Origin of the sequence: Flavobacterium aquatile LMG 4008 = ATCC 11947, assembly GCF_000757385.1 — a bacterium.
GTDB lineage: Bacteria > Bacteroidota > Bacteroidia > Flavobacteriales > Flavobacteriaceae > Flavobacterium > Flavobacterium aquatile.
The window spans coordinates 148,784-174,654 of sequence record NZ_JRHH01000001.1; the positions used below are offsets into that span (position 1 = coordinate 148,784).

23 protein-coding genes and 1 pseudogene are annotated in these 25,871 nt (G+C 30.6%); 16 read left to right on the plus strand and 8 right to left on the minus strand.

What is annotated here, in order from left to right:
• Positions 1 to 294 precede the first annotated feature (294 nt).
• The 3 genes from LG45_RS15940 to LG45_RS00695 form a co-directional block, all read right to left on the minus strand.
• Positions 295 to 1,572, minus strand: coding sequence for a tyrosine-type recombinase/integrase (locus tag LG45_RS15940; RefSeq protein WP_052087429.1), 1,278 nt, complete (start codon positions 1,570 to 1,572; stop codon positions 295 to 297).
• 188 nt (positions 1,573 to 1,760) lie between these two features.
• On the minus strand, positions 1,761 to 3,293 hold the full coding sequence (locus LG45_RS00690; RefSeq protein ID WP_035123431.1) for a recombinase family protein: 1,533 nt from the start codon (positions 3,291 to 3,293) through the stop codon (positions 1,761 to 1,763).
• Between the two features lie 204 nt (positions 3,294 to 3,497).
• Positions 3,498 to 4,463: a hypothetical protein gene (locus tag LG45_RS00695; RefSeq protein ID WP_035123433.1), complete on the minus strand. Its 966-nt coding sequence runs from the start codon at positions 4,461 to 4,463 to the stop codon at positions 3,498 to 3,500.
• Positions 4,464 to 4,531: 68 nt separating this feature from the next.
• On the opposite strand from LG45_RS00695, the gene LG45_RS00700 reads away from it, so the two are divergent.
• The 5 genes from LG45_RS00700 (at position 4,532) to istB (ending at position 8,014) form a co-directional block, all read left to right on the plus strand.
• The gene (locus LG45_RS00700; protein ID WP_035123435.1) at positions 4,532 to 4,909 is read left to right on the plus strand and encodes a hypothetical protein; all 378 of its coding nucleotides are present in this window, start codon (positions 4,532 to 4,534) and stop codon (positions 4,907 to 4,909) included.
• 2 nt (positions 4,910 to 4,911) lie between these two features.
• Positions 4,912 to 5,121 carry a hypothetical protein gene (locus LG45_RS00705; protein WP_035123437.1) on the plus strand — a complete coding sequence of 70 codons (210 nt, stop codon included), beginning with the start codon at positions 4,912 to 4,914 and terminating at the stop codon, positions 5,119 to 5,121.
• 610 nt (positions 5,122 to 5,731) lie between these two features.
• Complete coding sequence (locus LG45_RS16545) at positions 5,732 to 6,325, plus strand: transposase (RefSeq protein ID WP_205620511.1); 594 nt, start codon at positions 5,732 to 5,734, stop codon at positions 6,323 to 6,325.
• Positions 6,306 to 7,259 (plus strand): Mu transposase domain-containing protein, encoded by a 954-nt coding sequence (locus LG45_RS16550; RefSeq protein WP_205620512.1) that lies wholly within the window; start codon positions 6,306 to 6,308, stop codon positions 7,257 to 7,259. Before LG45_RS16545 ends, LG45_RS16550 begins: the two co-directional genes overlap by 20 nt.
• Positions 7,260 to 7,276: 17 nt before the next feature.
• Positions 7,277 to 8,014 carry an IS21-like element helper ATPase IstB gene (gene istB / locus LG45_RS00715; protein WP_035123439.1) on the plus strand — a complete coding sequence of 246 codons (738 nt, stop codon included), beginning with the start codon at positions 7,277 to 7,279 and terminating at the stop codon, positions 8,012 to 8,014.
• A 120-nt stretch (positions 8,015 to 8,134) separates the two neighbouring features.
• Here the strand turns inward: istB and LG45_RS00720 are convergent, their stop codons facing one another.
• From LG45_RS00720 to LG45_RS00740, 5 genes are all read right to left on the minus strand, one after another.
• Positions 8,135 to 8,713, minus strand: a complete 579-nt coding sequence (locus LG45_RS00720) for a TOTE conflict system archaeo-eukaryotic primase domain-containing protein (RefSeq protein WP_035123441.1) — start codon at positions 8,711 to 8,713, stop codon at positions 8,135 to 8,137.
• 4 nt (positions 8,714 to 8,717) lie between these two features.
• On the minus strand, positions 8,718 to 9,713 hold the full coding sequence (locus LG45_RS00725) for a nucleotidyl transferase AbiEii/AbiGii toxin family protein (protein WP_035123443.1): 996 nt from the start codon (positions 9,711 to 9,713) through the stop codon (positions 8,718 to 8,720).
• Between the two features lies 1 nt (position 9,714).
• Complete coding sequence (locus tag LG45_RS00730; RefSeq protein WP_035123445.1) at positions 9,715 to 10,323, minus strand: DUF6088 family protein; 609 nt, start codon at positions 10,321 to 10,323, stop codon at positions 9,715 to 9,717.
• Between the two features lie 138 nt (positions 10,324 to 10,461).
• Complete coding sequence (locus tag LG45_RS00735) at positions 10,462 to 12,156, minus strand: hypothetical protein (protein WP_035123447.1); 1,695 nt, start codon at positions 12,154 to 12,156, stop codon at positions 10,462 to 10,464.
• Complete coding sequence (locus LG45_RS00740) at positions 12,143 to 14,158, minus strand: hypothetical protein (protein WP_035123449.1); 2,016 nt, start codon at positions 14,156 to 14,158, stop codon at positions 12,143 to 12,145. The genes LG45_RS00735 and LG45_RS00740 overlap by 14 nt, the downstream gene beginning before the upstream one ends.
• Positions 14,159 to 15,184: 1,026 nt before the next feature.
• On the opposite strand from LG45_RS00740, the gene LG45_RS16390 reads away from it, so the two are divergent.
• The 11 genes and pseudogenes from LG45_RS16390 to LG45_RS00795 all read left to right on the plus strand — a co-directional run bounded on the left by LG45_RS16390 (position 15,185) and on the right by LG45_RS00795 (position 25,870).
• Complete coding sequence (locus LG45_RS16390; RefSeq protein WP_131494625.1) at positions 15,185 to 15,562, plus strand: hypothetical protein; 378 nt, start codon at positions 15,185 to 15,187, stop codon at positions 15,560 to 15,562.
• Between the two features lie 183 nt (positions 15,563 to 15,745).
• Positions 15,746 to 16,618 carry a DUF3347 domain-containing protein gene (locus LG45_RS00745; protein WP_035123451.1) on the plus strand — a complete coding sequence of 291 codons (873 nt, stop codon included), beginning with the start codon at positions 15,746 to 15,748 and terminating at the stop codon, positions 16,616 to 16,618.
• 16 nt (positions 16,619 to 16,634) lie between these two features.
• On the plus strand, positions 16,635 to 17,690 hold the full coding sequence (locus LG45_RS00750) for a YncE family protein (RefSeq protein ID WP_035123453.1): 1,056 nt from the start codon (positions 16,635 to 16,637) through the stop codon (positions 17,688 to 17,690).
• Positions 17,691 to 17,751: 61 nt separating this feature from the next.
• On the plus strand, positions 17,752 to 18,225 hold the full coding sequence (locus LG45_RS00755) for a TlpA family protein disulfide reductase (protein WP_035124234.1): 474 nt from the start codon (positions 17,752 to 17,754) through the stop codon (positions 18,223 to 18,225).
• A 4-nt stretch (positions 18,226 to 18,229) separates the two neighbouring features.
• Entirely contained in the window at positions 18,230 to 18,718 is a 489-nt protein-coding gene (locus tag LG45_RS00760; protein WP_035123455.1) for a heavy-metal-associated domain-containing protein, read from the plus strand.
• Positions 18,718 to 19,527, plus strand: a complete 810-nt coding sequence (locus LG45_RS00765; RefSeq protein WP_035123457.1) for a hypothetical protein — start codon at positions 18,718 to 18,720, stop codon at positions 19,525 to 19,527. Before LG45_RS00760 ends, LG45_RS00765 begins: the two co-directional genes overlap by 1 nt.
• A 7-nt stretch (positions 19,528 to 19,534) precedes the next feature.
• Entirely contained in the window at positions 19,535 to 20,182 is a 648-nt protein-coding gene (locus tag LG45_RS00770) for a class I SAM-dependent methyltransferase (RefSeq protein ID WP_035123459.1), read from the plus strand.
• Between the two features lie 23 nt (positions 20,183 to 20,205).
• Complete coding sequence (locus tag LG45_RS00775) at positions 20,206 to 20,925, plus strand: DUF3347 domain-containing protein (RefSeq protein WP_035123461.1); 720 nt, start codon at positions 20,206 to 20,208, stop codon at positions 20,923 to 20,925.
• Position 20,926: 1 nt separating this feature from the next.
• A complete protein-coding gene (locus LG45_RS00780; RefSeq protein WP_035123462.1) occupies positions 20,927 to 21,400 on the plus strand; it encodes a heme-binding domain-containing protein in 474 nt (157 codons plus the stop codon).
• A 2-nt stretch (positions 21,401 to 21,402) separates the two neighbouring features.
• Positions 21,403 to 24,630: pseudogene (locus tag LG45_RS16610) on the plus strand (efflux RND transporter permease subunit).
• Complete coding sequence (locus tag LG45_RS00795; RefSeq protein WP_035123468.1) at positions 24,617 to 25,870, plus strand: TolC family protein; 1,254 nt, start codon at positions 24,617 to 24,619, stop codon at positions 25,868 to 25,870. Before LG45_RS16610 ends, LG45_RS00795 begins: the two are co-directional and overlap by 14 nt.
• Position 25,871: the final 1 nt, after the last annotated feature.

Sequence of the window (25,871 nt, forward strand, 5' to 3'; positions counted from 1 at the left end):
TTTTTAAAGAGGTAATGTATCAAAGTTAGTGATGAATAATTTTACATCATTTAACTACTTGAAAAACAATATATAAAGTAAATTTAAAAGTGAAAGGCAAGCTGTATAGTTTGCCTTTTTTACTTTTGAAAGTGTCTTAAAATGAACAAAATTTTAAAAATTATGCTCTCGTGTAGTAAAGTTAGTGATACAGGAATTTGCTTAAAATGCAAAGGAAAATTAATTGTTAAGAAAGGTTAATTAAAAATTAAAGCGAATATCATTTTTGTTTGTTATCTAAACTATTGAAAATCATCAATTGAAAAAGACGTACTTAGCTATTCTTTTAGCATTTTCAGCCTTTTCAACTTTTACATAATTTAGAAATACCCTTTCGGATTTATGCCCACTTATGGCCATAATATCTTGAATAGGCATTCCAGACTTATAAGCATTTGTACAAAATGATCTTCTTGCAGTATGCGAAGAGACTAACTTATATTTTGGTAAATTATATTCTATTTCCCTTCCTCCTTCTGTTCTTCGTAAAATATGGTTTTCTGTAATTTTGGCTCTTTTGCTAATAGATTTGATATGTTCATTCAACACGTTTTGGTGTAAATAATCTGGTAATTTACCTCCTCTTTTTTCTAGAATTTTATTAATAATCTTATTTAAAGGTATAATTACTGTGTTAGATGTTTTTATTTGTTTGATATGAAAGTATTTTATACCATCTTCAATAAAAATTGCCTGATTCGATTTTTTAAGTAAGCTCATAATATCGGAAATCCTTAAACCAGTATAACAACCAATAAGAAAAATATCTCTTATAGAATCTAAAAGAACATCTTTAAGTTCTAATTCCTCGATTCTTTTTAACTCTTCAACTGTTAGATATACATGATCAATCTGTTCTGTCATTTTAGAAAAATAATTCTTTCTAAATTCTGTGTTACTATGAATTCCCTCTTCAAAAGCAAAACCAATTATCGTTTTTAACTTTTGAATCATTGTGCCAACATAATTTAATGAGTAGTTTTTACTTGTTAAGAAACCAACATAATCATTATAAAATTCTCTGTTGCAATCGTCAAATGAAAATCTTTTTAATTTTCTATCATCAATGTAGTTTTTCAGTCGCGTTAAGGCGGACTTATAAGTTTTTAAAGTACCTTTCGTTAATATTTTTTTAGTGTAAGGGCTATTATTTACAGAATAATATTCCAAAAACCATTCATAATATTCAATAAGATTCTTTTTTGAACCTATTTGTATTTCCTTTTCTGTTTTCTTACCAAAGGCTTCATTCATTAAATTTTGAATCATCAATTCTGAAAAAAAATTGTCATCAAAATTAGAAATCGATTTATTGAACTTATAAATTGATTCGGATAATTTCAAATTTATATCAGATGCACCCAAAATAGATGAAGGTATTTTCAGGCGCTCTTTTTTGACATCCCATTGTTTAGAATTTTGAACAATAAATCCTGTTGAAGTTCTCAATCTGATATTTCCATTTGAACTTCTAAATTCAAAGTTAATTGAATAATTTTTGGTACTTTTGCGTAAGTAAAATCTAATTTTCATTTGCTTAATTTTTTTAAAATTATTAGTAATGTAATATTAGATTTTGATGATTTTTAATCAAAATATTGTGACCGTTTTTGTGTCCATTTAGAACCTTTTATGTCCATTTATGTCCACAATGAAAAAAAATCAAACCAAAAAAAGCTTTAAAAAACGTCGAGTTAAGTCGAAATTGCTATAAAAATATATCAAAAATGTACTTCTGCCGAGGTCACCCTGTGGGACAAATCTATTTTTTTAGATTTGTCCCATTTATTTTTACTCTGTGAACTCCCATTGATACTAGACATTTTAAAAATTATCGGGTTAATATCTGCGGTTCGAACTTTTTTATTTTCAAAACGGAAATTATTTTGAAATATCGAACCAATAATCCTTCTTTTATCCTCTATATCGGAGTTTTTATATTGAATATCAATGTTTTCTGTCTTGTTCGTTACTTCTTTTATTAACTTAAGAATTTCTTCTTTGCTGCTTTTTTCTTCCTCCTTAAGTTTAAGTTCGTCAAGTATTGAATGATATCTTAATTTGCCGCTATGATAATCTTCTTTTGAAATGTCACCTTCCAAAAACGCATCTTGAAGTTTTTCGAGCCTGCTTTCCATTTGTTTAATTTGTTCGTAATGTTTTGGTCCGAGTTGATTCTTTCCAAGTTGGAGATTTAACTCTTCTTTTATCATTTCTATAAAAAGTTTCTGAATTGGGCTTTTTAACGATATACTTTTTAAAAAGTCTAAAAACCAAACATCTGTATCCTCAATTGAATAACGTCCATTACATGGGCTTATACAATGATAATAGCTATAATGCTTCGATCTTCCTTGTGAGGTACTTGCAGTAAGTGGTTTTTGGCAGTTTGGACACATTAAAAATCCTTTAAGAGGAAAAAGAGGATTGAGTTTTTTATGTTTTGTATGAAACTGTTTTTTCCTTCCGCTTATCACATCTTGTACCTCGTCAAATAGTGCTTTAGTAATTATTGGTTCATGTAATCCATCGACAATAATTTCTTTTTCTTCTTTATAGGACTTTATGTATACTGATCCATAATAAAGATGATTTTTCAGTAAGCTTGAAAAAGCATTTTTACTCATGTTAAATCCTTTAATTTTCAATTTATTTAAAACTTCGATTTGATTATATAATCCTGTTGCCATTAATTCAAATCCCTCTTGAATAAATTTGGAGTTTTCATCGGGTATTAATAAAGGTTTTTTATTTGCATCTTGACCATTTGAATAGCCTTTGGGTGCGCTCCCAACATACCTTCCTTCTTTAAATGCTCTTCTCATTCCAGAGATAACATTAAGAGATCGTCTGTGGTTTTCAACTTGAGGAACTGCCAAATATACCGCTAGCATAAGTCCTTGTTCAGGAACTGATAAATCTAGTGGTTGCTCAATTGCATTTATACCAATATTTAAATCGTTAAAAATGCTTATCATTTGATAAGATTCAGAGGTGTTTCTTGAAAACCTATCCCATTTGATGAAAATTAATTCATCAATAGTTTTCTTGTTCTTTTTACAAAAATCTAATAGTTTTTTAAATTCCGGCCTTTTGAAGGTTTTGGCACTAAAATCTTCACGAAAAGTATGAACTATGTTATAATTGTTATGGGAACAGTAATTTATTAATTTTTGTTCTTGATCACGCAGACTATAACCTTTACTGGCTTGTTCATCTGTTGATACTCTTACATAAATGATTACGTTTTTCATTGTTCTTACTTTTAATTTGATTATTGATGAAAACTATTTTAAGGTTTTCTAAAACTTTTAAAATTTCTTTGATTTCTTTGTCTGTGTAGACTGCTTCTTTACTACTGTTTAATATTGTCTTTGCTTTATTGAAATCCATTTTCCATTACGGTTAACAAGAAGTTTTTCACTTGTTGGTAACTTTTGGACGTGAAGTGCTGATTCTTAGTCAGGACTGATTTTTGTTTTATTTGTTCTATTTATTACAAGGTGTTTGTCGTTTCTATATACAATTTCAGCTTTTTCATATTGTTTTAAGCCTAAAATCTTTCTTAACTCAATAGCTTGTTCATTTTTTACTTCAATTGATTTTGTTGTTGTAATGGTTAAATTTTCATTATTATCTTTAAAAATGTTTATCTCTTTAAAGTTATCTTCTCTAAAAATTTCTAAAATTTGTTTTTCATTTTCTGAAAATAACTCATAGTGATTACAATATTGTTCTAATTTTTTATCTTTAAACAACTTTATGAAAGGTTCTATCACTGGTACGTTTATGAAATATTCATTTGAAAGTCTTGTCATTAAAATGTTAAACAAATCATTTTCTCCAAACTGTCTAATGTGCCCTTCTTTATTTAATATATTGAAATAAACTTCATCTTCTTGTTTTGAAATTATTATTGAAGGCCTTTCCTCAAGTATCAGTACAGTAAAAAAAAGAGTAGCAATATTTGATGTGTATTTTTCAATCTCATTTGAATGATCATCGTAAAATTTTAGAACACTTTCTATATCTATCAAAGAGTAATCGTATTGAATATTTTCTTTGTTTGTGGCGGATTTTTCCATAAATGAAATGAATTCCTCATTGTTAAAGCTTGATATAAAATCTTTTACTGGATTTGTGCTGAATATGTATTCTTTTAACTTAATTATAGTATTTAAGTCAACTTTTAGTTTTCTTAAATCTTTTACAATTAACAACCATATCGCATCAAAAGCATTTAACAAAACCCACTTTCTTTTTTTAGTTTTTCCTGTAACACCAATATCGGTACTCTCAATTTCTTCGTAATAGTCTATTACTTTTTCTTCTTTCCAATTATGAAACACTCTTGGAGTTATTTCTAATGCAGATAGAGGTATTTTTTTCTCTAATAATTTTGGATAAAACTCTAATATATTCATTAAATCAATTTTTAATTACACAAATGTAACATAAAAAATACTATCTTTGACTATTATTTCAAACTATTATGAAAAAACCAACCAAGAAATGCAAAAATCCGGAATGTGAGGAAGCTATTGTAGACTATAAAAGTTCTAAGAAAACGTATTGTAATGATCGTTGTAGAAATAGAGCAGGTTATCTAAATCGTGCTGCCGAAAACTATGAATTCGAATTAGTAAAGAAACATACTAAATTGAACTATTTAGCTCTTAAAAAATGTTACGATAAAAATATACTTGAAATTGATATTAAAACTTTGAAAATCTTAGAATTCAATATAGATTATCTAGCTAATCCAAAGTTATATAAAATTAAAGATGAACTTATAAATGTCTTTTATGTAAAAGAAATAGAATTTTACTATTCAAAAAAAGAACAAAAAATAATAATTATAAAAAATTAATTATGAACGAAATACAATTAACATCGCATCAAAAGCTATTATCTCCTATGGACAGATGTATTGATTTAGGTCTTGTCGATACAAATCTTACAATTAAACAAAACCGAACCAATATTTTCGGATATGTACTAGTTGGTTCTGTTATCACTATAGTAGCAATTTATGTATTAAATTATATTGAAAGTAATAAGCAGAAAAAAGAATCATTATAAAATATCCATTGTTTAATACAAAAAATAGCTATTAGTCTAATAAGGCAAATAGCTTTTTTTGTATTAAAATTATAGATACAAGATTTTTTATAGAAAGCATTTTTTTGAAAATTATCAGTTTTGAAAAACCTATATTAACTGTAAATTTCGATGAATTAAAACCGCTAAAAATCAGTGAAAATTGGTTGTCACTGATTTCAATTGATATATTTTTATAATTTTAATTCTTGTATCATTTTTTCTAAGTTGAATGACTCTTCTTCAATCCACATTTGATTTTGTATTAAATCATTTATTAGAGTTAGTTCTTTTGTTGTGAATAAATTTTTAGATAATCCTGATGTATCTTTTGATAATTCCCAATGACTTTTATGATAATCGATATGTGTTTTAATCTTTTTATGTGGCTGGAAAAAACGGTCAAATTGACCACCACTTTCCAGTCTAAATTGACCACCGATTTCGGTGCAAACTGACCACCCAATTCCAGTCCAAATTGACCACCTAAATTTTAGGGTAAATTAGACATTAAAAACAGTTACTTTTTTTCATGTTGTTAGCCCATACATTCGTACAAAAAATACGGATTATGGCAAACAAAGTAACAGACATGAGTAAGATTAGAAAAGTAATTAAATTTCACTGTAGTGGCAAGAGTAAGCTGTTTATTAGCAGCTACTTATCACTTTCAAGAAATACGGTAAAGAAATATATTTCTTTATTTGAACTTCTAGGCTTAAGTTTTGAAGCTATTGATGCCAAAACAGATGCTGAACTTGAAGTTTTATTTTCACAAAATACGGTTGAAACCATAGATCCCAGACTACAAAAGCTTTATGATTTTTTTCCACAGATGGAACGCGAACTCAAGAAAGTTGGTGTTACCGTACAACACATGTGGGAGCGATATATTGCTTTACATCCTGATGGTTTTAAGAGTTCCCAATTTAGACATTACTTTAAAATATGGAGTAAACGCGTTAATCCAGTAATGCACATGAATCACAAAGCAGGTGATAAAATGTATGTGGATTATGCTGGAAAAACACTTTCTATAGTTGATAAAGATACGAGAGAGATTAAAGAAGTTCAGTTTTTTGTTGCCATACTAGGCGCAAGTCAACACACGTATGCAGAAGCTTCAATGAGCCAACAGAAAGAAGATTTTGTCACATCGGTAGAGAATGCTATGCGTTTTTTTTGAAGGCGTTCCAGCGGCAATTGTTCCAGATAATCTAAAGTCAGCCGTAATTAAAAGTAGTCGTTTTGAACCTACAATCAACGAAACCTTAGCTGATTTAGCAGAGCATTACGAAACTACCATATTACCTGCAAGAGCTTACAAACCAAGAGATAAATCATTGGCAGAAGGTGCTGTAAAAATTTTATATAGAAGAATTTATGTGCATCTAAAACAAAAACAATTCTATAGTCTAGAAGAATTAAACCAACAAATATGGGATTTATTAGATGCTCATAATCATAAAAAGCTCACAGGAAGACCCTATTCTCGTTATGAATTATTTATAGAAGATGAGAAGCAAAAACTACGTCCATTGCCTCAAGAACGCTTTGAAATCAAGTACCAATCCTTTGCTACGGTAATGCAAAACGGTCATGCATTACTGAGTCAAGACAAGAGTTATTACAGTGTTCCTTATCAATACATAAGAAAAAAGGTAAAACTTTTATACACCAAAACCTCGGTTGAAATCTTCTACAAATACAATCGAATCGCTATTCATCCGAGAAATTACAAACCTTATGATTACACGACTATTGCTGAACATTTAGCTAGCACACATCAGTTTGTGGCTGATTGGAGTGCTAGTCGGTTTATGGATTGGGCAAGTAGTATTGACCAAGCCGTAGCAGATTATATTATCCAAATTATCGAAAGTAGAAATCATCCCGAACAAGCTTATAAAAGTTGTTTAGGGATATTGAATTTTGAAAAGAAAGTTGGAAAACAACGATTAATCAACGCTTGTAAACGCGCACTCGATTTTAGAATTTACAGTTTTAAAGCCATCCAAAACATTTTAGAAAACAATTTAGACAACGCTGATAATGAGCAAGAAGAAGAATTTGAATTACCAAATCACAACAACATTAGAGGGAAAAACTATTATAAATAAATTAAAATCAAACACTTATGAATGAAATCACCACAACCAAAATGAAACAAATGAAGCTTTATGGAATGCATAACGCTTTTAAAACCGCTATCGAAAGTGGAAAAACAGACCATTACACACTAGACCAATTTATCGCCATGCTCATTGATGCCGAATGGGATGAGCGTCACAATCGTCGTATTGAAAGAAGCATTAAAAACGCTCGATTCCATTACAAATCTAATATCGAAAACATCAATTTTGATGCTTCACGAAATCTGGATAGAAACCAAGTTTTACGATTAGCTGCATGCGATTTTGTTGAGAAAAATCAGAATGTTTTAATCACAGGAAGTACGGGAGTAGGTAAAAGTTTTTTAGGAACCGCATTAGGTTATCAAGCTTGTATTCAGGGATATAAAGTTAGTTATTACAGCACATCTAAGTTGTTTGCTAAACTAAAAATGGCAAAAGCAGATGGTTCTTACTTAAGAGAATTAGCCAAAATAGAACGACAAGACGTCATTATATTAGACGATTTTGGTCTTCAAGCATTAGATAGTCAAAACCGAATTACGCTTTTAGAAATCATCGAAGACAGACACAATAATGGTTCTATAATCGTAACTTCACAAATACCAGTACAAGGTTGGTACGATATAATCGGAGAAAAAACAATAGCTGATGCTATTTTAGACCGACTAATACACCAATCTCATCGCATTGAATTACAAGGCGAATCCATGAGAAAGAAAAGAGGAATCAACAAAGAGTAATTTTAGTATATTTGAATCACAAATTAACACAAGAAAAAAAGTAGTTTTTAATGAAAATTGGAGGTGGTCATTTTGCTCCGAAATTAGGTGGTCAATTTGAATTGGAATCAGGTGGTCACTTTAAATTGGAATTGGGTGGTCAATATCACTGGAATTTGCACCATAACCTATACCTTTAGAATTTTTATTTACAAAAGGAGTCTTAGGAAATTTGTCTGCTACGATTATTTTTTCAAAACTATCTTTAACATTTGAATATATATAATTTACCAAATTATAACCATCCATTTTTGTTATAAGTCGATCAAATATTATCCAAATATGAAATCCTCTTCTACCAGAAAATTCTATTAAATATGGAATATTTTTTGAGTCTAGAAATTCACTTATAGCATCAGAAGTCTTTTTTACAGATTTTAAATTTTCTTCATTGACTTCATTGGTATCTATCTCAGATTTTACAATATCTAAATCTATACATATCCATTTTATTAGCGCAGTGTCTACAATATGTAATTCTTGATATGTTAATAAACTTTTTTGGTTTTTTAGCATATCATCAATAGTGACTGGAGTTATTCTTTCTTTAATAAGTTTATAACTACCATCTTTTTGTTGTCTCCCATATTTAAGGTCATCAACATAAAATGTTTCAAATAACTTATTTGATAATTCTTTATATAAATTTTCTCTATTCATAAAATTATTCTTTAATCTTATTTTGAAGTTCCTCTAATCTTTCAATCAATTCTTCGAACTCCAATGTCTTTCCATAAATCATAAATTCCTGCATGGCTTGGTAGTCTTTTTTCCAAAGTTCAGTTACTTCTGCTGGTGGAATGAAATTTATTGTTTGTGGTGTGTGTAAATCATACGAAATTCCTCTTACTGGTGTGTATTTACTTCGGTGTTGGGCTAGTGTTTCGAATAGCACTTTATTTTTTATTGCTTCTTTTCCATAATCGTGGTCCATTAGTTTTTCTACATCATAAAGATGTCTTGACATTCTGTAATGTCTGATTTTTTCGGTTGGCTTAAGAAATTCTTCATGCAGCAACATTATTTTTTCTAAAAAGGTTTTTGTTGGTACCACTACAATTACTTCAAATGGTTGAATTGTAAAAGCTTGTTCCGGATATATTTGGCCAATGATTGATTGAATTTCTTTTTGTTCGTTTGGCTCTAGCAAAGCTCTTGCTCCTAATTCAATGATAACTCTTTGCGGAATGTATTCTCCTGCTTCAACTATTGAGTTGTATTCTAATTCTATACGATGCGGATCACTGGTATCATCTATTTCATCATCAAAGATTAAATTATAAATTTCTTTATTTACTCCCAGCTTTTCTAGTTCTGAAATCAATTCCTCTTTAAATTCTCCGACTATAAAATTACCTGAAGCTTTACGAAGTTTTTTTATTTGTGTTTTTGATAACTCGCCTTCAAATCCTAACATCGTTCTATCAATTGATAAGTCAATATCTTCTGAGAAACGTTCTATTAAGTTATAGGCTTTGCTTAGTGATGTGCCGCCTTTAAAAACTAAATGTTGTGCAAATTTTGATGAAAATATTGCTTTTAACGTAATGGTTACCCACCAATCTTTTTCTATTGCATCGGTTGGAAGTCCTGTTTGACTATTGACTTGATTTAGTATTTCAAGCCGTCTCTTTTCGGATAGTTTAAGCCACTCGTTCATATTAGTCTTTGTTTATTAATTCAAGGATTGTATTTCTAATCCATGTTGGTGCTGCAACACTATCTTCTTTTATGCTTTCAATGGACATTTGGTGCAATACTTTTTTAATTTTTTGTTTAGCATTTTCATCTACATTGTCTTTACCTAACTCTTTTAATCCTTGAATTACAATGTTGAGTTTTTTATCTTTAATGGTCAGGTTTTTGGGAGTAGTTTTTTTGAATGTGATGGTTCTTTTACCTACTTTAATTTTTCTTGGTGCTCCATCAGTCAAATAGATTACATTCATAGGTACTTGTGTTGATAAGCCAAGTTGTTGTAGCGCTTGTACACCTGTAGAAATTATTCTTGCTTTATCTCTTTTTGCTATGGCTACTGCAATTTCTTCGGTTGAAGGAAATAGGATTCCAAGGATTTTATCCTTTTTGGGATATAGATAAATACCGTGTGCTAATCGGATTAAAACTTCTTTTTTTTCTAAACGCAAGAGTACCTTTTTTACATTTTCGGCAGTACCGAACTCTATAAAATCGGCTATAAATAGAATGCTTCCTTTTTTTAAAGATTTTATTTTTTCTTCTATTTGATTGTGAATAGATTGTGGTTTCATTTTAACGTTATGTTTGTCCCAAATTTAGTAAAAAAATGGGACAAAAAACATTTAGTATAACTTTTTTTAATTCTTCAATATTTCATATTGCGATATGCAATTATAGTTATGTTATCAGGATTAAGCTAAAGTTGAGAACTATTTTTCAAGGTGAATTCTCCATTCTTCAGGTAGTATTTCATTCTTGTAATAACTATGAGCTAAATAACGTAAAAACGATAATCCCGCTTTATCTGTTCTATAATCTCTTTTAATAATTACTTTCTTTGCTACTAGCTCTTTAAACTCTTCAAAATCGTTAAAGAATTTATCAATATAGTCTACATGATATTCCTGATGTAGATGTCTTTCAAATAATAATTGTTCAACATCATACTCATCAAAATCTATTGATGGTATTTGGAGACTTGATTTTTCATGCAAAAACTTGTGAACATCTTCATACACCTCTTTAGCATTGAAAATCACAAGTAATTCCAATAGTACAGGAAGAAGCATTGAAGAAGTATCATAATACTCTTCAGGTTTTTCACCAGTTGCAAAAGCTTCTGAAACTGCTGACACATTACTATATAACTCAGGTAGTAAATCATGTTTAATTTTTGAAATCAAAATATTATTTACAGTTTCAAAAATATATGAAGTTATAAAATTTACATCTTTCTGACGCAAGTACTTTTTATCTGAAAAAAAGACAAAAAGTTGCATGATAGGAATAGAATTATTGTCTAATATCGGTCGATAAAATCCATTATTATTTTGAATAAGCTCAATTATTAAGTCTTTTTGTTTATTTCTTAAATTACGGATATTTGTGTCATCTGTATTTCGCTTAGAAAAGTGTTCTCGTAATCGACAGTAATAGATTATATCATCTAAATAATCAAAGCATCTTAAAGGATAACCAATTCTTTCAAAAAACGCACTGTTTTCTGAGAAAAGTCCGTACTGAGATTTAGCAACATTAAATGTTTTACTGAAATAGGCATTGAAGATGTCATACTGAGTTTTTGTTAATTTATTGTACTCACGCAAAATTGGAATTTTCTTGTCAAGTTTGTTTTTGAGAATCCATGACCATGTGTAAAGTGTAAGATATTTTGAGCACTCTTTAGCTGCTATGAGATTATTGTTTTCAATACTATAATGAAAAATTATAGATTCTAATATATTTAATGTTGCAAACAGTTTCGTGAATGCGCGACCTTTTATTGTATCTATTTTAGCAAATTGCAAATTGACTAATTGTTTAAAATCAGTATAATTGTTATCAGGCGTATCTAAAAATGCCAGCGTTTTTTTAAACAATCGATTGCTATCACTGTCGGATAACAAATATTCACTGAATAAGTACTTTGAAAAAAGATCAGTGAGGTAGTATATGTCCCATCTTTCAAATTCACCATCTGTAAATTCTTTACTAATAAAGCCTTCAAAAGTTGGTCGAATATTTGTTTTTAGAATCCCATTATGAACCAAAACAATTTTTATAGGTAATTGATTGAATTCTGGAATAGATGTATCATTAAATGCAGTGTCTTTCGCTTCAATAATTGATTCTCTTATCCCATCCGTTGAAGAATAATTTTTATCAGTAATATCCTTATCTCCATATCCCTTTAATTCAAAATACCAGCGAAATTTTTCTCCATGTTTATTTTTTCCAATGGCAATTATGTCTTTGCCATATTGAGACTGCCCTTTGGATTCTTTTGCTGTTTGTACAATTCTGAATCCCATTGAATTGAGCAAAATTGGGAAAAGATAATCCAATTCCTTATCTTCCTTTAGTGAACCTAAATATTCCTGGACAATTATATTATTGCTGCTCATTACTGATAAATTCTTTAATTAAATCAAAATCTCCTTCTTGCCAATCTTCTCTCATTTCGACACCCATTTCCATATCATATTTGTCAGGAAAAATAAAATAGCTTCGTGGAAGTGCGAAACTTACACCAAAACTCCCGAGTTTGGATATTTCTTCACGCTCACCAATTCTCCAACCACCACCTTTTCCTAATTGGACCGTTGTTGCTAACTGGCTCAAAAAGCTATTTTCCTGCCCACCTTTATTAATTTTTTTTGAGAAGTCACGTCGATACATTGCGTTGAATTCAATAAAAAGCTTATTGTGCGTATAGTATGGATTTAATTCTAGTATTTTATTTTTTACATCAAGGTTAGTCGCATTAAAATTATCGGAATAGTTTTTAATTCTTTCAAAAATCTGCTGAGATACATAAATACCTATTTTTTCTTCTAACAATTGTGTTATATGACCACCATAATCTTCACTAAATTCTTCTAATTTGCAAATGAAACTTTCCTTTACTGTCTCTGAATTGGATTTTAATAATGGTAATAGACATGGAAGGAAATGTTTTGGTTCCTTTAAGTTTCGACAAACTGCTACCCATAATTTATATTGCTCTAATGGTTCAAGCTTGAGAATATTGTTCTTAAATAAATACCCAGAATCAGGAGAAAGTCTATCAAAAACTGATATTCCTAAATGACGGATATAAGCTTTGTTATCCAACAAGAATTCAATTATCATTTTATCGAGCTCGAGAGGATCAAAATGATGAAATGATGATGTAAAGTATTTGGCAGTATTTTTAAATGGGCGAAAGGCGGCAAGGGCTAACAACACTTTTTTGAGAGAATCTATTTCTTTTAGATGCCAAAATACCTGACAAATTCCATTAATATATTTGTCATTGGAAAAATGGTTTTGACTTATTAAATTTAGTAACAGATCTGTTTTTTCTGAATAATAATTATCAAGGAATGAAATTTCATTAAGTACATATCTAATAACTCCTTGATTATCTCTTTTAAATACCTCATTTAATCTGAAAAAAATTTGCTTTGTGGATTTTATTTTGTTTTTAAAGTTGCTTTTACTTTTAATTACCGCAAGCAACATTCTTACAAGTGGAATCAACAAATTTTCGTCGGAACTATGAAGGTCAAATAATTTTATATATAGACTTGCTTCCTTTTCACCAATATCTTTAATTATTGCTAAACCATTAAATATTCCAAACAAGGAAGATTTTGAATTTACAAAGTTTTCAATATCTTCAGTATAAAATTTTAAGCCTAATTTATCATATATACCTGCAATAAGTGCGGAAATTATGTCTACATTATCATCACTTTTTAAAAGAGAAAGGTTTAGTAATTCCTTCCCTCGAGAAGTATATTGAAAGGCCCAACTTCGTAAGCCAATTAACACTTCGCCACGAGGTATATTCCATTCGGCGTCACTTTTTGTAATATCAAGCAGAATCAGGGAGTTATCATAGATAGCCTGGTTGCTGATTTGTAGTACTGGTAATAATTGAGAATAGGCTTCTACAAGCAGAAAAGTTTTCTCGTGTTTGTTTTCTAATAATGTTTTAAGGAATTCGTGGAAGTCTGACTGATATTTGTTGTTGTTCTCGAATACTATAATTTTCCAAAGCTCCTTTTCCAGAGAATGGTAATGATGGATAAAATGTTCTTGAGTAAATTTCTTTTCGATTTGGTCTAAGAATTCTATGTCTTTTTGTAGATTTTTACTTTGCCTAAACTTTAGAATCTGTTTATAATTCTCATATAATTTTAGAGCTAGTAAAGTAAAGTTTTCAATTCTGTATGACGACGTATTATGAAGATATATAATTCTCTCTTTTAAAAGGTAGGAAGAATTAGGGTAGTCAGATGTTTCGAATTCTAGCTTATGGATACTGTTCAAAAAAAGTACGAAACTTTTTAGTTCCTTATCTAATTTTTTATCATTAGTAATTCTTGTTTTCTCTTTGATTAAGCTAGTCTCTATTTTCATTTCAAATACAAAATTATTTGTTCAAGCTTTCGATATAAATTACAAACTCTAAAAGTACTGAATTTAATCTACTTTTTTTTCTTTCAAGAAATGCATTTCTATTTTTGTGCAATTCAATTTGGTTTTCGTTACTTCCATTTAAGTTTCCAATCTTTTTAAGTGTAATATCACAGGCAAAATGCTTTTTCTCGGATTGACTGTAAATTCCAGATATTGACCATCTAATTCCAATTTAAAGTAATCACTAGGTTCCAATTCAAATTGATCACCTGATTTCGGATTCGGATATTGGAGGAAGAGGAAAAGAACTATGTACAGGTAATTATTTTGAAACTTCAACAGATAAATAATTTCTTTATAATTTTGGTGCAAATTCCAGTGATATTGACCATTTAATTCCAATTTAAAGTTACTACTTAATTCCGGAGCAAGGTTCGCGTTACATTTGAGGAAAAAAATCAGAAATCTTTTTGAGTATAGGATATATAGAATCTACTACTAATTTGTGAAAATAAAACTTCAAGTTCAGCATCCGTTTTGGCATCGATAGCTTCAAAACCTAAGCTTAGAAGTTCAAATAAAAAAATATATTCCTTTATTGTATTTCTGGAAAGCGATAAGTAAATTGCTAATAAAAAACTTACTCTTACCGCTACGGTGAAATTTAATTACTTTTCTAATTTTACTCATGTCTGTTACTTTGTTTGCCATAATCCGTTTTTTATACGAATGTATGGCCTAACAACATGAAAAAAAGTACCGTTTTTAATGTCTAATTTATCCAAAAATTTAGGTGGTCAATTTGACCGTTTTTTACAAAAAAAACCACCAGAATTTAGAAATTCTCTCAATAAATCGAAATAGTCAATTTCTTAAATGAATCGCATTTTTTTAGGATTTACAATGATGAAATCAACTATTTTATTCAACTGGACAAACGGTTCAAGAATGAAAGCATCTATTTTAACAACAATTTTAACATAAAGCAATAATTTTTAATTACTTTTGTACTGTTTTAATAGATATATGAAAAAATACCACTTTATACTATTAGTTTTTTTAGGCATGTTTCTTTTGCCTAATGATGCGATGGCTTGTGGTAAAGGTTCAGACAAGAGTTCTTGCAAAAAAGAAATTTCCTCTACTAAATCAGAAAAAAAGAGTTGTTGCGATAGCGATAATTCTAAAGAGAAAAATCACAAAGGTTGTAAAGGCAATTGCGGCCACTCAAAATGTGGTTGTTCTTCAACCTGTCTAACCTCTTCAGTAAGTTTTTTATCTGAAATCATTTTTAAAAATTACATGTTTAGCTATTCTTCAATCGAGAAAGTTAAATTTTCATACACAATACCATCAATCTCAGATGGTTTTTATTCTATTTGGCTCATTCCTAAAATAAGCTAAATCCATTTTTGACAGCCATAAGTGTGTCAAATTCATAGCATTTTGCTATTCAATATAACAGTTAAGTATTGTTTTTTATACCATTATTGGTATTGTAATAACATGCTTTCGCAACTGTTATTTATCCAAATTTATTTTATCAACTAATCAAGGTAGTTTGCTTTGATTACAATTTTATTCAAAATGAAAAATTCATTAATGAAAATAATGATAGCAATTTCTGTATTGTTATCAACTACAGGTAATGCACAAATAAAAAATGCCAAAACAGAAAGTGTAAAAATTTATGGCAATTGTGGTATGTGCGAAACCAAAATCGAAAAAGCAGGAAACATCAAAAAAATAGCCAATGTAGATTGGAACCAGGAAACCCAAATGGCAACACTAACCTATGATGCTAAAAAAACCAATCAAGAAGAAATCCTAAAAAGAATTGCATTAGTTGGTTACGATAGTGATAAGTTTCTTGCTCCAGATGATGTATACAATAATCTTCACGGATGTTGCCAATATGACCGTGTAGCAAAAGTTCCTGTAAAAGAAGAAACAACATCGATTGCTAGCAACGGAGACCATTCCAATCATAGTAATCATTCTGAAACAACTACTACAGTAATTAAGAGTGAAAATCAATTAAAAGCGGTTTTTGATAATTATTTTTTAGTAAAAGATGCATTAATCACTTCTGATGGGAATAGCACGGCATCAGCTTCAAAAGAATTGGTAATGGCCATCAATAATGTCAAAATGGACAGGCTTGATATGGATGTTCACATGGTTTGGATGAAAGTTGTAAATACGATAAAGAAAGATGCAGAAAACATCGCTAATACAAAAGATGTAAAAATCCAACGCGATCATTTTACATCATTATCTAAAGAAATTTATACATTAATCAAGATTTCTAAATATGAAAATCCGGTGTACTATCAATTCTGTCCAATGTTCAATGACGGCAAAGGTGCTAATTGGTTAAGTAAAGAAAATTCTGTAAAAAATCCTTATTATGGTTCAATGATGTTGAGCTGTGGTAAGACTGTAGAAACTATTAAATAATTTAAAATAAATATAAATGAAAAATTTATCAATACTAGCTTCATTCTTTGGAGCAATACTATTCACTTCTTGCAATAATAACGATGACAATATGGATATGACATTAAATGTTGATTATCCTGCGGCATACATTGTAAATGGCGAAGATGCCACAGTTACTGTCCTTAAATTGAGTACTAATGAAGTTTCTGCAACAATTCCTTTAATGACAACAGGTTCAGATATGATTATGTGGCCACATCATATTTCTTCACATCAAAATCATTTAGCAATTGGAGTTCCAGGCATGGATTTGAGTGCAGGACATTCAGGATTAAATACTGCCGGAATGAATGGTAAATTAGTAGTTATCGATGCTATAAATGGTTCAATCGTTAAAAATATAAACCTTCCATTGATGAACCATAATTCTATTTACTCACCAAGTGGTAATGAAATTTGGGTGCCACAAATGGATGAAATGAATAGCAAAGTTCTGGTATATGATGCTACTACAAATGCGTTATTAAATACAATTAATGTTGGGATGATGGCAGCTGAATTAACATTCTCTTCTGATGGTACCAAAGCTTATGTCGCAAATGGTGATGATGATAGTATTACAGTTATTAACGCCAGCACAAAAGCTATAATCACAACTATTACTGTTGGTGACAATCCAGTAGGTGCTTGGACAGGAAGTAATAATAAAATGTATGTAGACAACGAAGACGGACAAACTATTTCTGTGATTGATGTAGCAACGAACTCAGTAGATGAAACAATTACTTTAGGCTTCATGCCGGGAATAGCTTCATACAATGGTTCGAAAAATGAGCTATGGGTTTCAGATCCTATGGCTGGAAAAGTGCACTATTGGACATGGGATACAGGTATGAATATGTGGATGCATGGTAGTTCACTTAACACAGGCGCTGGTGCTCATGCAATTGCATTCACTAATGATGGAAACACAGCTTATGTAACCAATCAAACAGCAAATACAGTTTCTGTTGTTAATACTGTTAATCATACTGTAATCAAAACTATAAATGTTGGTAAAAAACCAAACGGAATAGTTATAAAAATGTAATCCTTACAAGACTAAGCCTAATGTTTAAATTGGGCTTAGTTTAATAAAAACTACTATGACAATGAAAAATCAATTAAAATACTTTGTGATATTATTCATCAGTTTTTCAATTACTTCTACTGCTCAAATAAAAATTGGAAACACGATGCCTTTAATTACACTAAAGAATAATACCAATAATGAGGTTGATATCACATCCTTTAAAGGTAAATATGTGCTTGTCGATTTTTGGGCCTCTTGGTGTGCGCCTTGCCGATTGGGAAACAAAAAGTTAGTAAAAATTCACAATGAAGCTAATACAAATAAAATTGAAATTATCGGAATATCAATTGACACCGATACAAATAAATGGTTGAAGGCAATTGAAAAAGATAAAATCAAATTCACTCAATTGATAGACCCTAATGGTTTTGATGCCAAGGCAGCTTTATTATTTGGGGTAGATGAATTACCATCAAAATACCTATTTAATCCCGAAGGAATATTGATAGCTAAAAATCCGTCAGCTGAAGAAATAATCAAATTAATAAAATAATAAAATGAAAAAAGTATATATAATAATAGCATCAATGGTTTTGATGTTATCAATAAAAAGTAATGCACAAATCGTAAAAGCCGAAATTAGAGCAACTGGTTTAACGTGTTCAATGTGCTCCAATGCTATTAATAAGCAACTTAAGTCATTACCAGAAGTAGTTAACGTAGAAATCGATTTAAATACCAATACATTTACAGTAATTCTGAAAGAAGGAAATGAATTAAGTCCTAAAGTATTTAAAGAAAAAGTCGAAAAAGCAGGTTTCTTCATTGGTTCATTAGTAGTTACAGCAAAATCAAATACCATAGCACAAAATACTTATATCATGGTTAATGATAAAAAAAGTAATGTTTCTGAAATACAGTTTCAAGTACTTGACAAAGGATATGTAACCGAGAAAGAATTTAAAAAACTATCAAAGTCCTATAAGAATATTGATACGTATGCTTCGAATAATGAAGATGATTTTCACATTAAAATGATAAACTAATGAGAAAGGTAATTTTATTTTTTGCAGCCATCAGTTGCCAAACTATTTTTAGTCAAGAATTATTTGTAGTAACAGATCCTGCAAGTAATGTTCCTGCTAATTCATTAGCCGTAAATGTGATGCAATCTGCTTTTAAAGAAAAATTTGAGCCAGGTTACAACTATCATTTAATGCCCGAGGTAACTTATGGTATAAATAAAAATTTAATGGTTCGTGGTTCCGCTTTTATCAGCACAAGAACTAATGCATTGTATGCAGAAGGTGGTGGTTTTATGGCTAAGTACAGGTTTTATTCTACAGATGATTTAAACAGTCACTTTCGCTTAGCAACTTATGGAAGATTTAGCTTCAATCGAGGCGATATCCATCAAGAACAAATAGAAATTGTTGGGCACAACACTGGGTTCGAAACAGGAATAATTGCTACAAAATTGGTCAAAAAGGTAGCCATAAGTTCTTCGGTTAGTTTTGAAAAAGCATTGGACAACAAACCAAACTATCCTTTTCCGGATAACATTGGTGATAATGCAACGAACTATACTTTGTCTTTTGGAAAATTGATGTACCCTAAAAAATACACGAGTTTCAAGCAAACCAATATCAACTTAATGGTTGAATTTGTAGGTCAAACTATCAATGAAAATGGTAAATCGTATTTAGATGTTGTTCCTGCCATACAATTTATTTTTAATAGTCAGGCACGACTAGACTTTGCCTACCGTCAAGAGTTAGTAAGTTCAATGATTCGCTCAGCACCAAATGGGTTTTACTTCAATTTGTATTATACTTTTTTTGATTTAAAAAAATAAAAACTTTATGACAACAGAAAAGTTTATTCCTGCATTAGGTTATGATTTTTTAACTGAGTACTATGATTTAGCCATAAAAATAACAATGCCTGAAAAAAAGTTCAGAAACAAATTAATAGATATTGTTAACCCAAAGGTCGATGAAAAAATTTTAGAGTTTGGTTTCGGAACGGCCCAAAACATTATCATACTCAAACAACGTTTTCCTAAGTGTGATGTTCTAGGTGTCGATATTGATCCTAAAGTTAAATCAATAGCTGAATACAAATTAAATAAGGCAGGAATTCAAGTGCCACTTTTTTTATATGATGGAAAGGAATTACCATTTGAAGATAATTCATTTGATAAAGTATATAGTTCTCTGGTGTTTCATCAGTTAGATAACTTAACAAAACTAAAGTGCTTATTAGAAATTAATAGAATTTTAAAACCAAATGGCGAAATAATAATTGGTGATTGGGGTAAAGCTAAAACAAAATGGATGCGATTTTCATTTTACCTCGTACAGCTATTAGATGGCTTTAAAACAACAAATGACAATGTAAATGGTTTAATGACAAAATATATTTCAGACGCAAAATTTAAAGAAGTAAACGAAATAGATTATATCAACACTTCAATAGGAACTTATTGTTATTACAAAGCAAAAAAATAATTATTAATTAAAAAACTTAAATTATGAAAACACTTATTCTAACAGCTATTATAGCTATCACTTTAGTTTCTTGTAATCAAAATAACAAAGAAACAGAAAACACCACCACAGAAACTTCAACAAGTTCAAATGAACAATTCTCTTGCTCTATGCACCCAGAAATTACAGGCAAAAAAGGCGAAAAATGTTCTAAATGTGGTATGGAATTAACTGAACCTGTATTAACCAAAAAACAAGAAGATGTTAACGATACTATTACAAAATCTGAAACAATAGCTACAGAAGAAACTAAAACAGATAATCTTGTACCATCAGATTATACAGAAGATATTTTGATTAGTTATATTAATCTTAAAAACAAATTAGTTCAAGATAATTCGGATGCTGCAGCTGAGAAAGCAAAAACGTTATTAGCATCCTTAAATAGATTCAACACAAAAACATTAAACCCAATACAGGAAAAAGAATATTTAGAGATCGCTGATGATGCAAAAGAACACGCAGAACATATTGGGAAAAATGCAGGGAAAATTGATCACCAAAGAGAACATTTTGCTACACTTAGTAAAGACATCAATGATTTAATTAAAATGTTTGGAACGAAACAAAAATTATATCAAGATTACTGCCCAATGTACAACGATGGTAAAGGTGCTATTTGGATTAGTGAAACCAAAGAAATTAAAAATCCATTTTATGGTTCTCAAATGTTGACTTGTGGTAGTTTGAAAAAAACTCTTTAAGATGAAAAGGATAAAAAAGATTGCAATAACATTTTTTTTAGTCTTTATAGCTATTCAATTCTACCAACCAAAACAAAATGTAAGTAGTTCATTCGACATTGGAAAAAACTTTGCAAACAATTACAAAGTGCCTCCAACAGTACTTAGTTCATTGCAAAAGGCTTGTTATGATTGCCATAGCAATAATACCAAGTATTTGTGGTACGATTATGTTCAACCAGCCAGAATGTTTGTAGAAGCACATATTAGTGACGGTAAAAAAGAGTTAAATTTCAATGAATTTGGTAGCTATTCCAATCGAAAACAGCAAAGTAAGTTAGAAGCAATAAGTAAACAAATTAAATCGGGAGAGATGCCTTTAAGTTCTTATACTTTGTTACATCATGATGCAGTACTTACTGAAACGCAAAAACAAGCTATAATCCAATGGATTGAGTCAATCAATGAAGAAGATAATACTTCAGAAAATTATTAATTATGGTAGAAAAACTAATTACATTCTCTCTTAGAAACCGATATGTTGTCTTGCTTGTGGCAGCCGTTTTGTTTGGTTGGGGAATATACAGTGTTCAGCAAAATCCTATTGATGCAATCCCAGATTTATCAGAAAATCAAGTTATTGTTTTTACGGAATGGATGGGAAGAAGTCCACAGGTAATCGAAGCACAAGTAACCTATCCTTTAGTTTCCAACCTACAGGGAATTCCAAAAGTAAAAAACATTCGTGGAGCATCTATGTTTGGGATGAGTTTTGTCTACATAATTTTTGAAGATGATGTTGATGTCTATTGGGCAAGAACTCGGGTTTTAGAAAGACTTAACTATGCCCAACGATTATTACCTCAAAATGTAGTGCCTTCCTTAGGACCAGATGGCACTGGTGTTGGTCATATTTTTTGGTACCATTTGGAAGCTAACGGTATGGACTTAGGCGAACAAAGAGCGTTACAGGATTGGTATGTGAAATTTGCACTACAAACTGTACCTGGTGTAGCAGAAGTGGCTTCATTTGGTGGTTTTGAAAAACAATACCAATTGGTTTTAGATCCATTAAAAATGCAATATTATAATGTAAGCATGATGGAAGTAATGAATGCTGTCAAAGCTAATAACAATGATGTTGGTGGGCGAAAGTTTGAAATGAGCAATATGTCATATATCATCAGAGGTTTAGGTTACTTAAAGAACACTAAAGATATAGAGGATATTTCAATTAAAAATTACAATTCTATTCCGGTTAAGGTAAAAGACATAGGTTCAGTGCAAATGGGTGGTGATTTACGTCTCGGGATTTTTGACCAAAACGGAAACGGAGAAGTAGTGGGTGGTATAGTAGTAATGCGTTACGGCGAAAATGCAGATGAAGTCATCAAAGCTGTCAAAACAAAGATGAAAGAAGTTGAAAAAGGATTGCCCGAAGGGGTGAAATTCAAAACTTCGTACGATAGAAGTGAGTTAATCGAAAAAGCTATTGAATCTGTCAAAGGAACACTTATAGAAGAAATGATAGCTGTTTCATTAGTCATTTTAATCTTTTTATTCCATTGGAGAAGTGCGCTTATAATCTTGATTCAACTTCCTATATCGGTAGCAATTGGCTTCATATTGCTTGAAGCATTTGGAATTTCTTCTAATATTATGTCACTAACCGGTATTGCACTCGCTATTGGTGTTGTAGTCGATGATGGTATTGTAATGGTAGAAAACGCTTACAGGACAATCTCGGAGAAGCAGGAAGAAATGGATGATAACAAATAAGCTGGTATTATGATAGAAAAAATTAAAAATTTATTTAAAAAGGAGCATGACCCTTTATCCTCTGACGAGAAACTACAACTAATTGAGAATTCATCAAAATTAGTGGGTCCAGGTGTTTTTTACTCAACACTAATCGTAATTGCTTCTTTTCTGCCTGTTTTTTTACTTACAGGTATGGAAGGAAAGTTATTTAGCCCATTGGCTTGGACAAAATCATTCATTCTAATTGTTGATGCTTTTTTAGCCATCACCCTTACGCCGGTCCTTATAAGCTTTTTATTAAAAGGTAAACTTCGTCCAGAGTATAAAAACCCAATCAATAAAAAACTGGAAAGTGTATACACTCCTATTTTGGTTTTTTGCTTGAAATGGAGAAAAACAGTGTTAGGATTTAACATAGTCGCTTTAATAATTGGCATTGTAATGTTTACTCGCTTAGGCTCTGAATTTATGCCTCCTTTAGATGAAGGTTCAGTACTTTTCATGCCGGTTACTTTACCTGATGTTTCTAACTCTGAGGTAAAAAGAATATTGCAGGTTCAGGACAAACTAATAAAATCAATTCCCGAAGTTGATCATGTTTTAGGAAAAGCCGGTAGAGCCAATACTGCTACTGATAATAGCCCTATTAGTATGATTGAAACCATCATTTTATTAAAACCTCAAAAGGAATGGAGAGAGGATAAAACAAAGAATGACATCATTACCGAAATAAATAACAAACTACAAATCCCGGGAGTGACCAACGGTTTTACACAGCCTATAATTAATAGAATAAACATGCTTTCAACCGGTATTCGAACTGATGTTGGAATTAAAGTTTATGGCGAAAGTTTGGATACCATTAATGCTTTATCTCAAAAAATTAAAAAAGCACTCGAAGGTACTTCGGGTGTAAAAGATTTGTATGCAGAGCCAATAACCGGTGGGAGATACATTGATATTGAGGCAAAAAGGGAAATGTTGGGAAGATATGGTCTTTCAATTGATGATATTAATGCAGTAGTAGAAGCCGCTATCGGAGGAATGAAACTAACAACTACTATTGAAGGACGACAACGCTTTTCAGTAAATGCCAGATATGCCCAAGAGTATCGAAACAGTATTGAGGCACTCAAAAAATTGCAAGTCCAAACGATGCAATATGGTCCAATTCCTCTAGAAACAGTTGCAGAGGTAAAAATAAGTGATGGACCTCCCATGATAAATAGTGAAAACGCTATGCTAAGAGGAAGTGTGCTGTTTAATGTTCGTGACCGAGACTTGGGAAGTACCGTAAAAGAGGCCCAGCAAAAATTAAATTCAATGATGTCTAAAATGCCTAAAGGATATTACATTGAATGGAGTGGTCAGTGGGAAAATCAGTTAAGAGCAAATAAAACGCTAAGTATGATACTACCAATAGTGGTAATAATTATCTTCCTCATATTGTATTTTACCTATCACTCAATGAAGGAAGCGCTGATAACAATGATAACAGTACCTTTTGCTTTAATAGGAGGTGTTTTTATGGTCTATTTTTATGGTATAAATCTATCTGTCGCTGTTGCAGTCGGGTTTATTGCACTTTTCGGAATGGCCATAGAGACAGCCATGTTAATGACAATCTATTTAAATGAATCTATGAACAAAATGGTCGAAAAGCATGGCAATAGTTCACAAACAATTACAGAAGACATATTAAAAAAATACATTATTGATGGCTCAGCAAAAAGATTGAGACCAAAATTAATGACGGTTTCTGTTTCTTTATTTGGTCTTATTCCGATACTTTGGGCAACAGGCACAGGTGCGGATGTGATGTTGCCTATAACAGTTCCTCTTATCGGAGGGACAATTACTTCTACAATTTATGTATTATTAGTAACTCCTATTGTTTTTGAAATGGTGAAACTTCACGAATTAAAAACTAAAGGCAAAATAGAACTTATAGATGTTAAAGAATAAATATAATATCGTTATAAGCTTTTTGATTTTAAGCTTTACAACTGCTAATGCACAAATACTTTCGTTAGAAAATATTTTAAGTACAATCAAAACCGATAATCCACAGCTAAAAATGTACGATGCTGATATCAAAAGTATGGATGCCGCTGCAAAAGGTGCTAAAAGCTGGATGGCACCACAAGTAGAAACAGGTTTTTTTATGGCGCCATATAATACTAAAATGTGGAAAGCAGATGATATGAGCCTAGGTATGGGCAGTTATATGATTGGAGTTTCACAAATGATTCCCAATGCAAAAAAACAAAATGCCGAATACAAGTATATGAGTGCCATGTCGTCTGTTGAAAAAGAAAACAAAAATTACACTTTAAATCAGCTTTATGCCTTAGCCAAAACAAATTACTATCAATGGCTTATACTAAATAAAAAAGCCAAGGTGGCCAATGATAATTTACTACTATTAAACTACATGATAAAAAGCATGGAAATAAGGTATCAGTACAATATGGATAAACTCTCAACCTATTATAAAGCAAAATCTCAATACAATGAATTGGAAAGTATGATTATAATGCTTCAGAATGATATCTCACAAAAAAGAATTATGCTCAACACACTAATGTCAAGAGATAAAAATACCGTGTTTGAAATTGAAGAAACATTCGAACTAAAAGAATACAACACACAATTATTAGACACTACTTTAATTTCTAAAAACAGAAGCGATATAAATGCTATAACAAGAGCCATAGAAATAAATCAACTGAGAGTCGAAGCTGAAAAGTCAAAACTATTGCCCGAGTTTGGAATAAAATATGATCACATGTTTGCTTTTGGACAGCAACCACAACAATTCTCACTGATGGGTATGATAACTATTCCTATGCCTTGGTCAACCAAAATGAACAAAGCCAACATTAGTAGTTTTCAAATTAAAAACGAAAGTCTTAATTGGCAAAAACAAATGATTTTAAATGAAACAGTTGGCATGATTTCAGGTATGAATACAGAACTTTCAAACCTCAAAAAACAATACACTATCTCCGAAAAGAGCATTATTCCATCATTGCGTAAAAATTATGACACCGCAGTATTAGCTTGGCAAAATAACACGGGGGATTTATTTGTTGTCTTAGATGCTTGGGAAGCTTTGAATATGGCTCAAATGGATGCACTAGACAAATTGTTGTCCATACTAAACACTCAGGTAGAAATCGAAAAACAATTGGAAATTAAGTAAT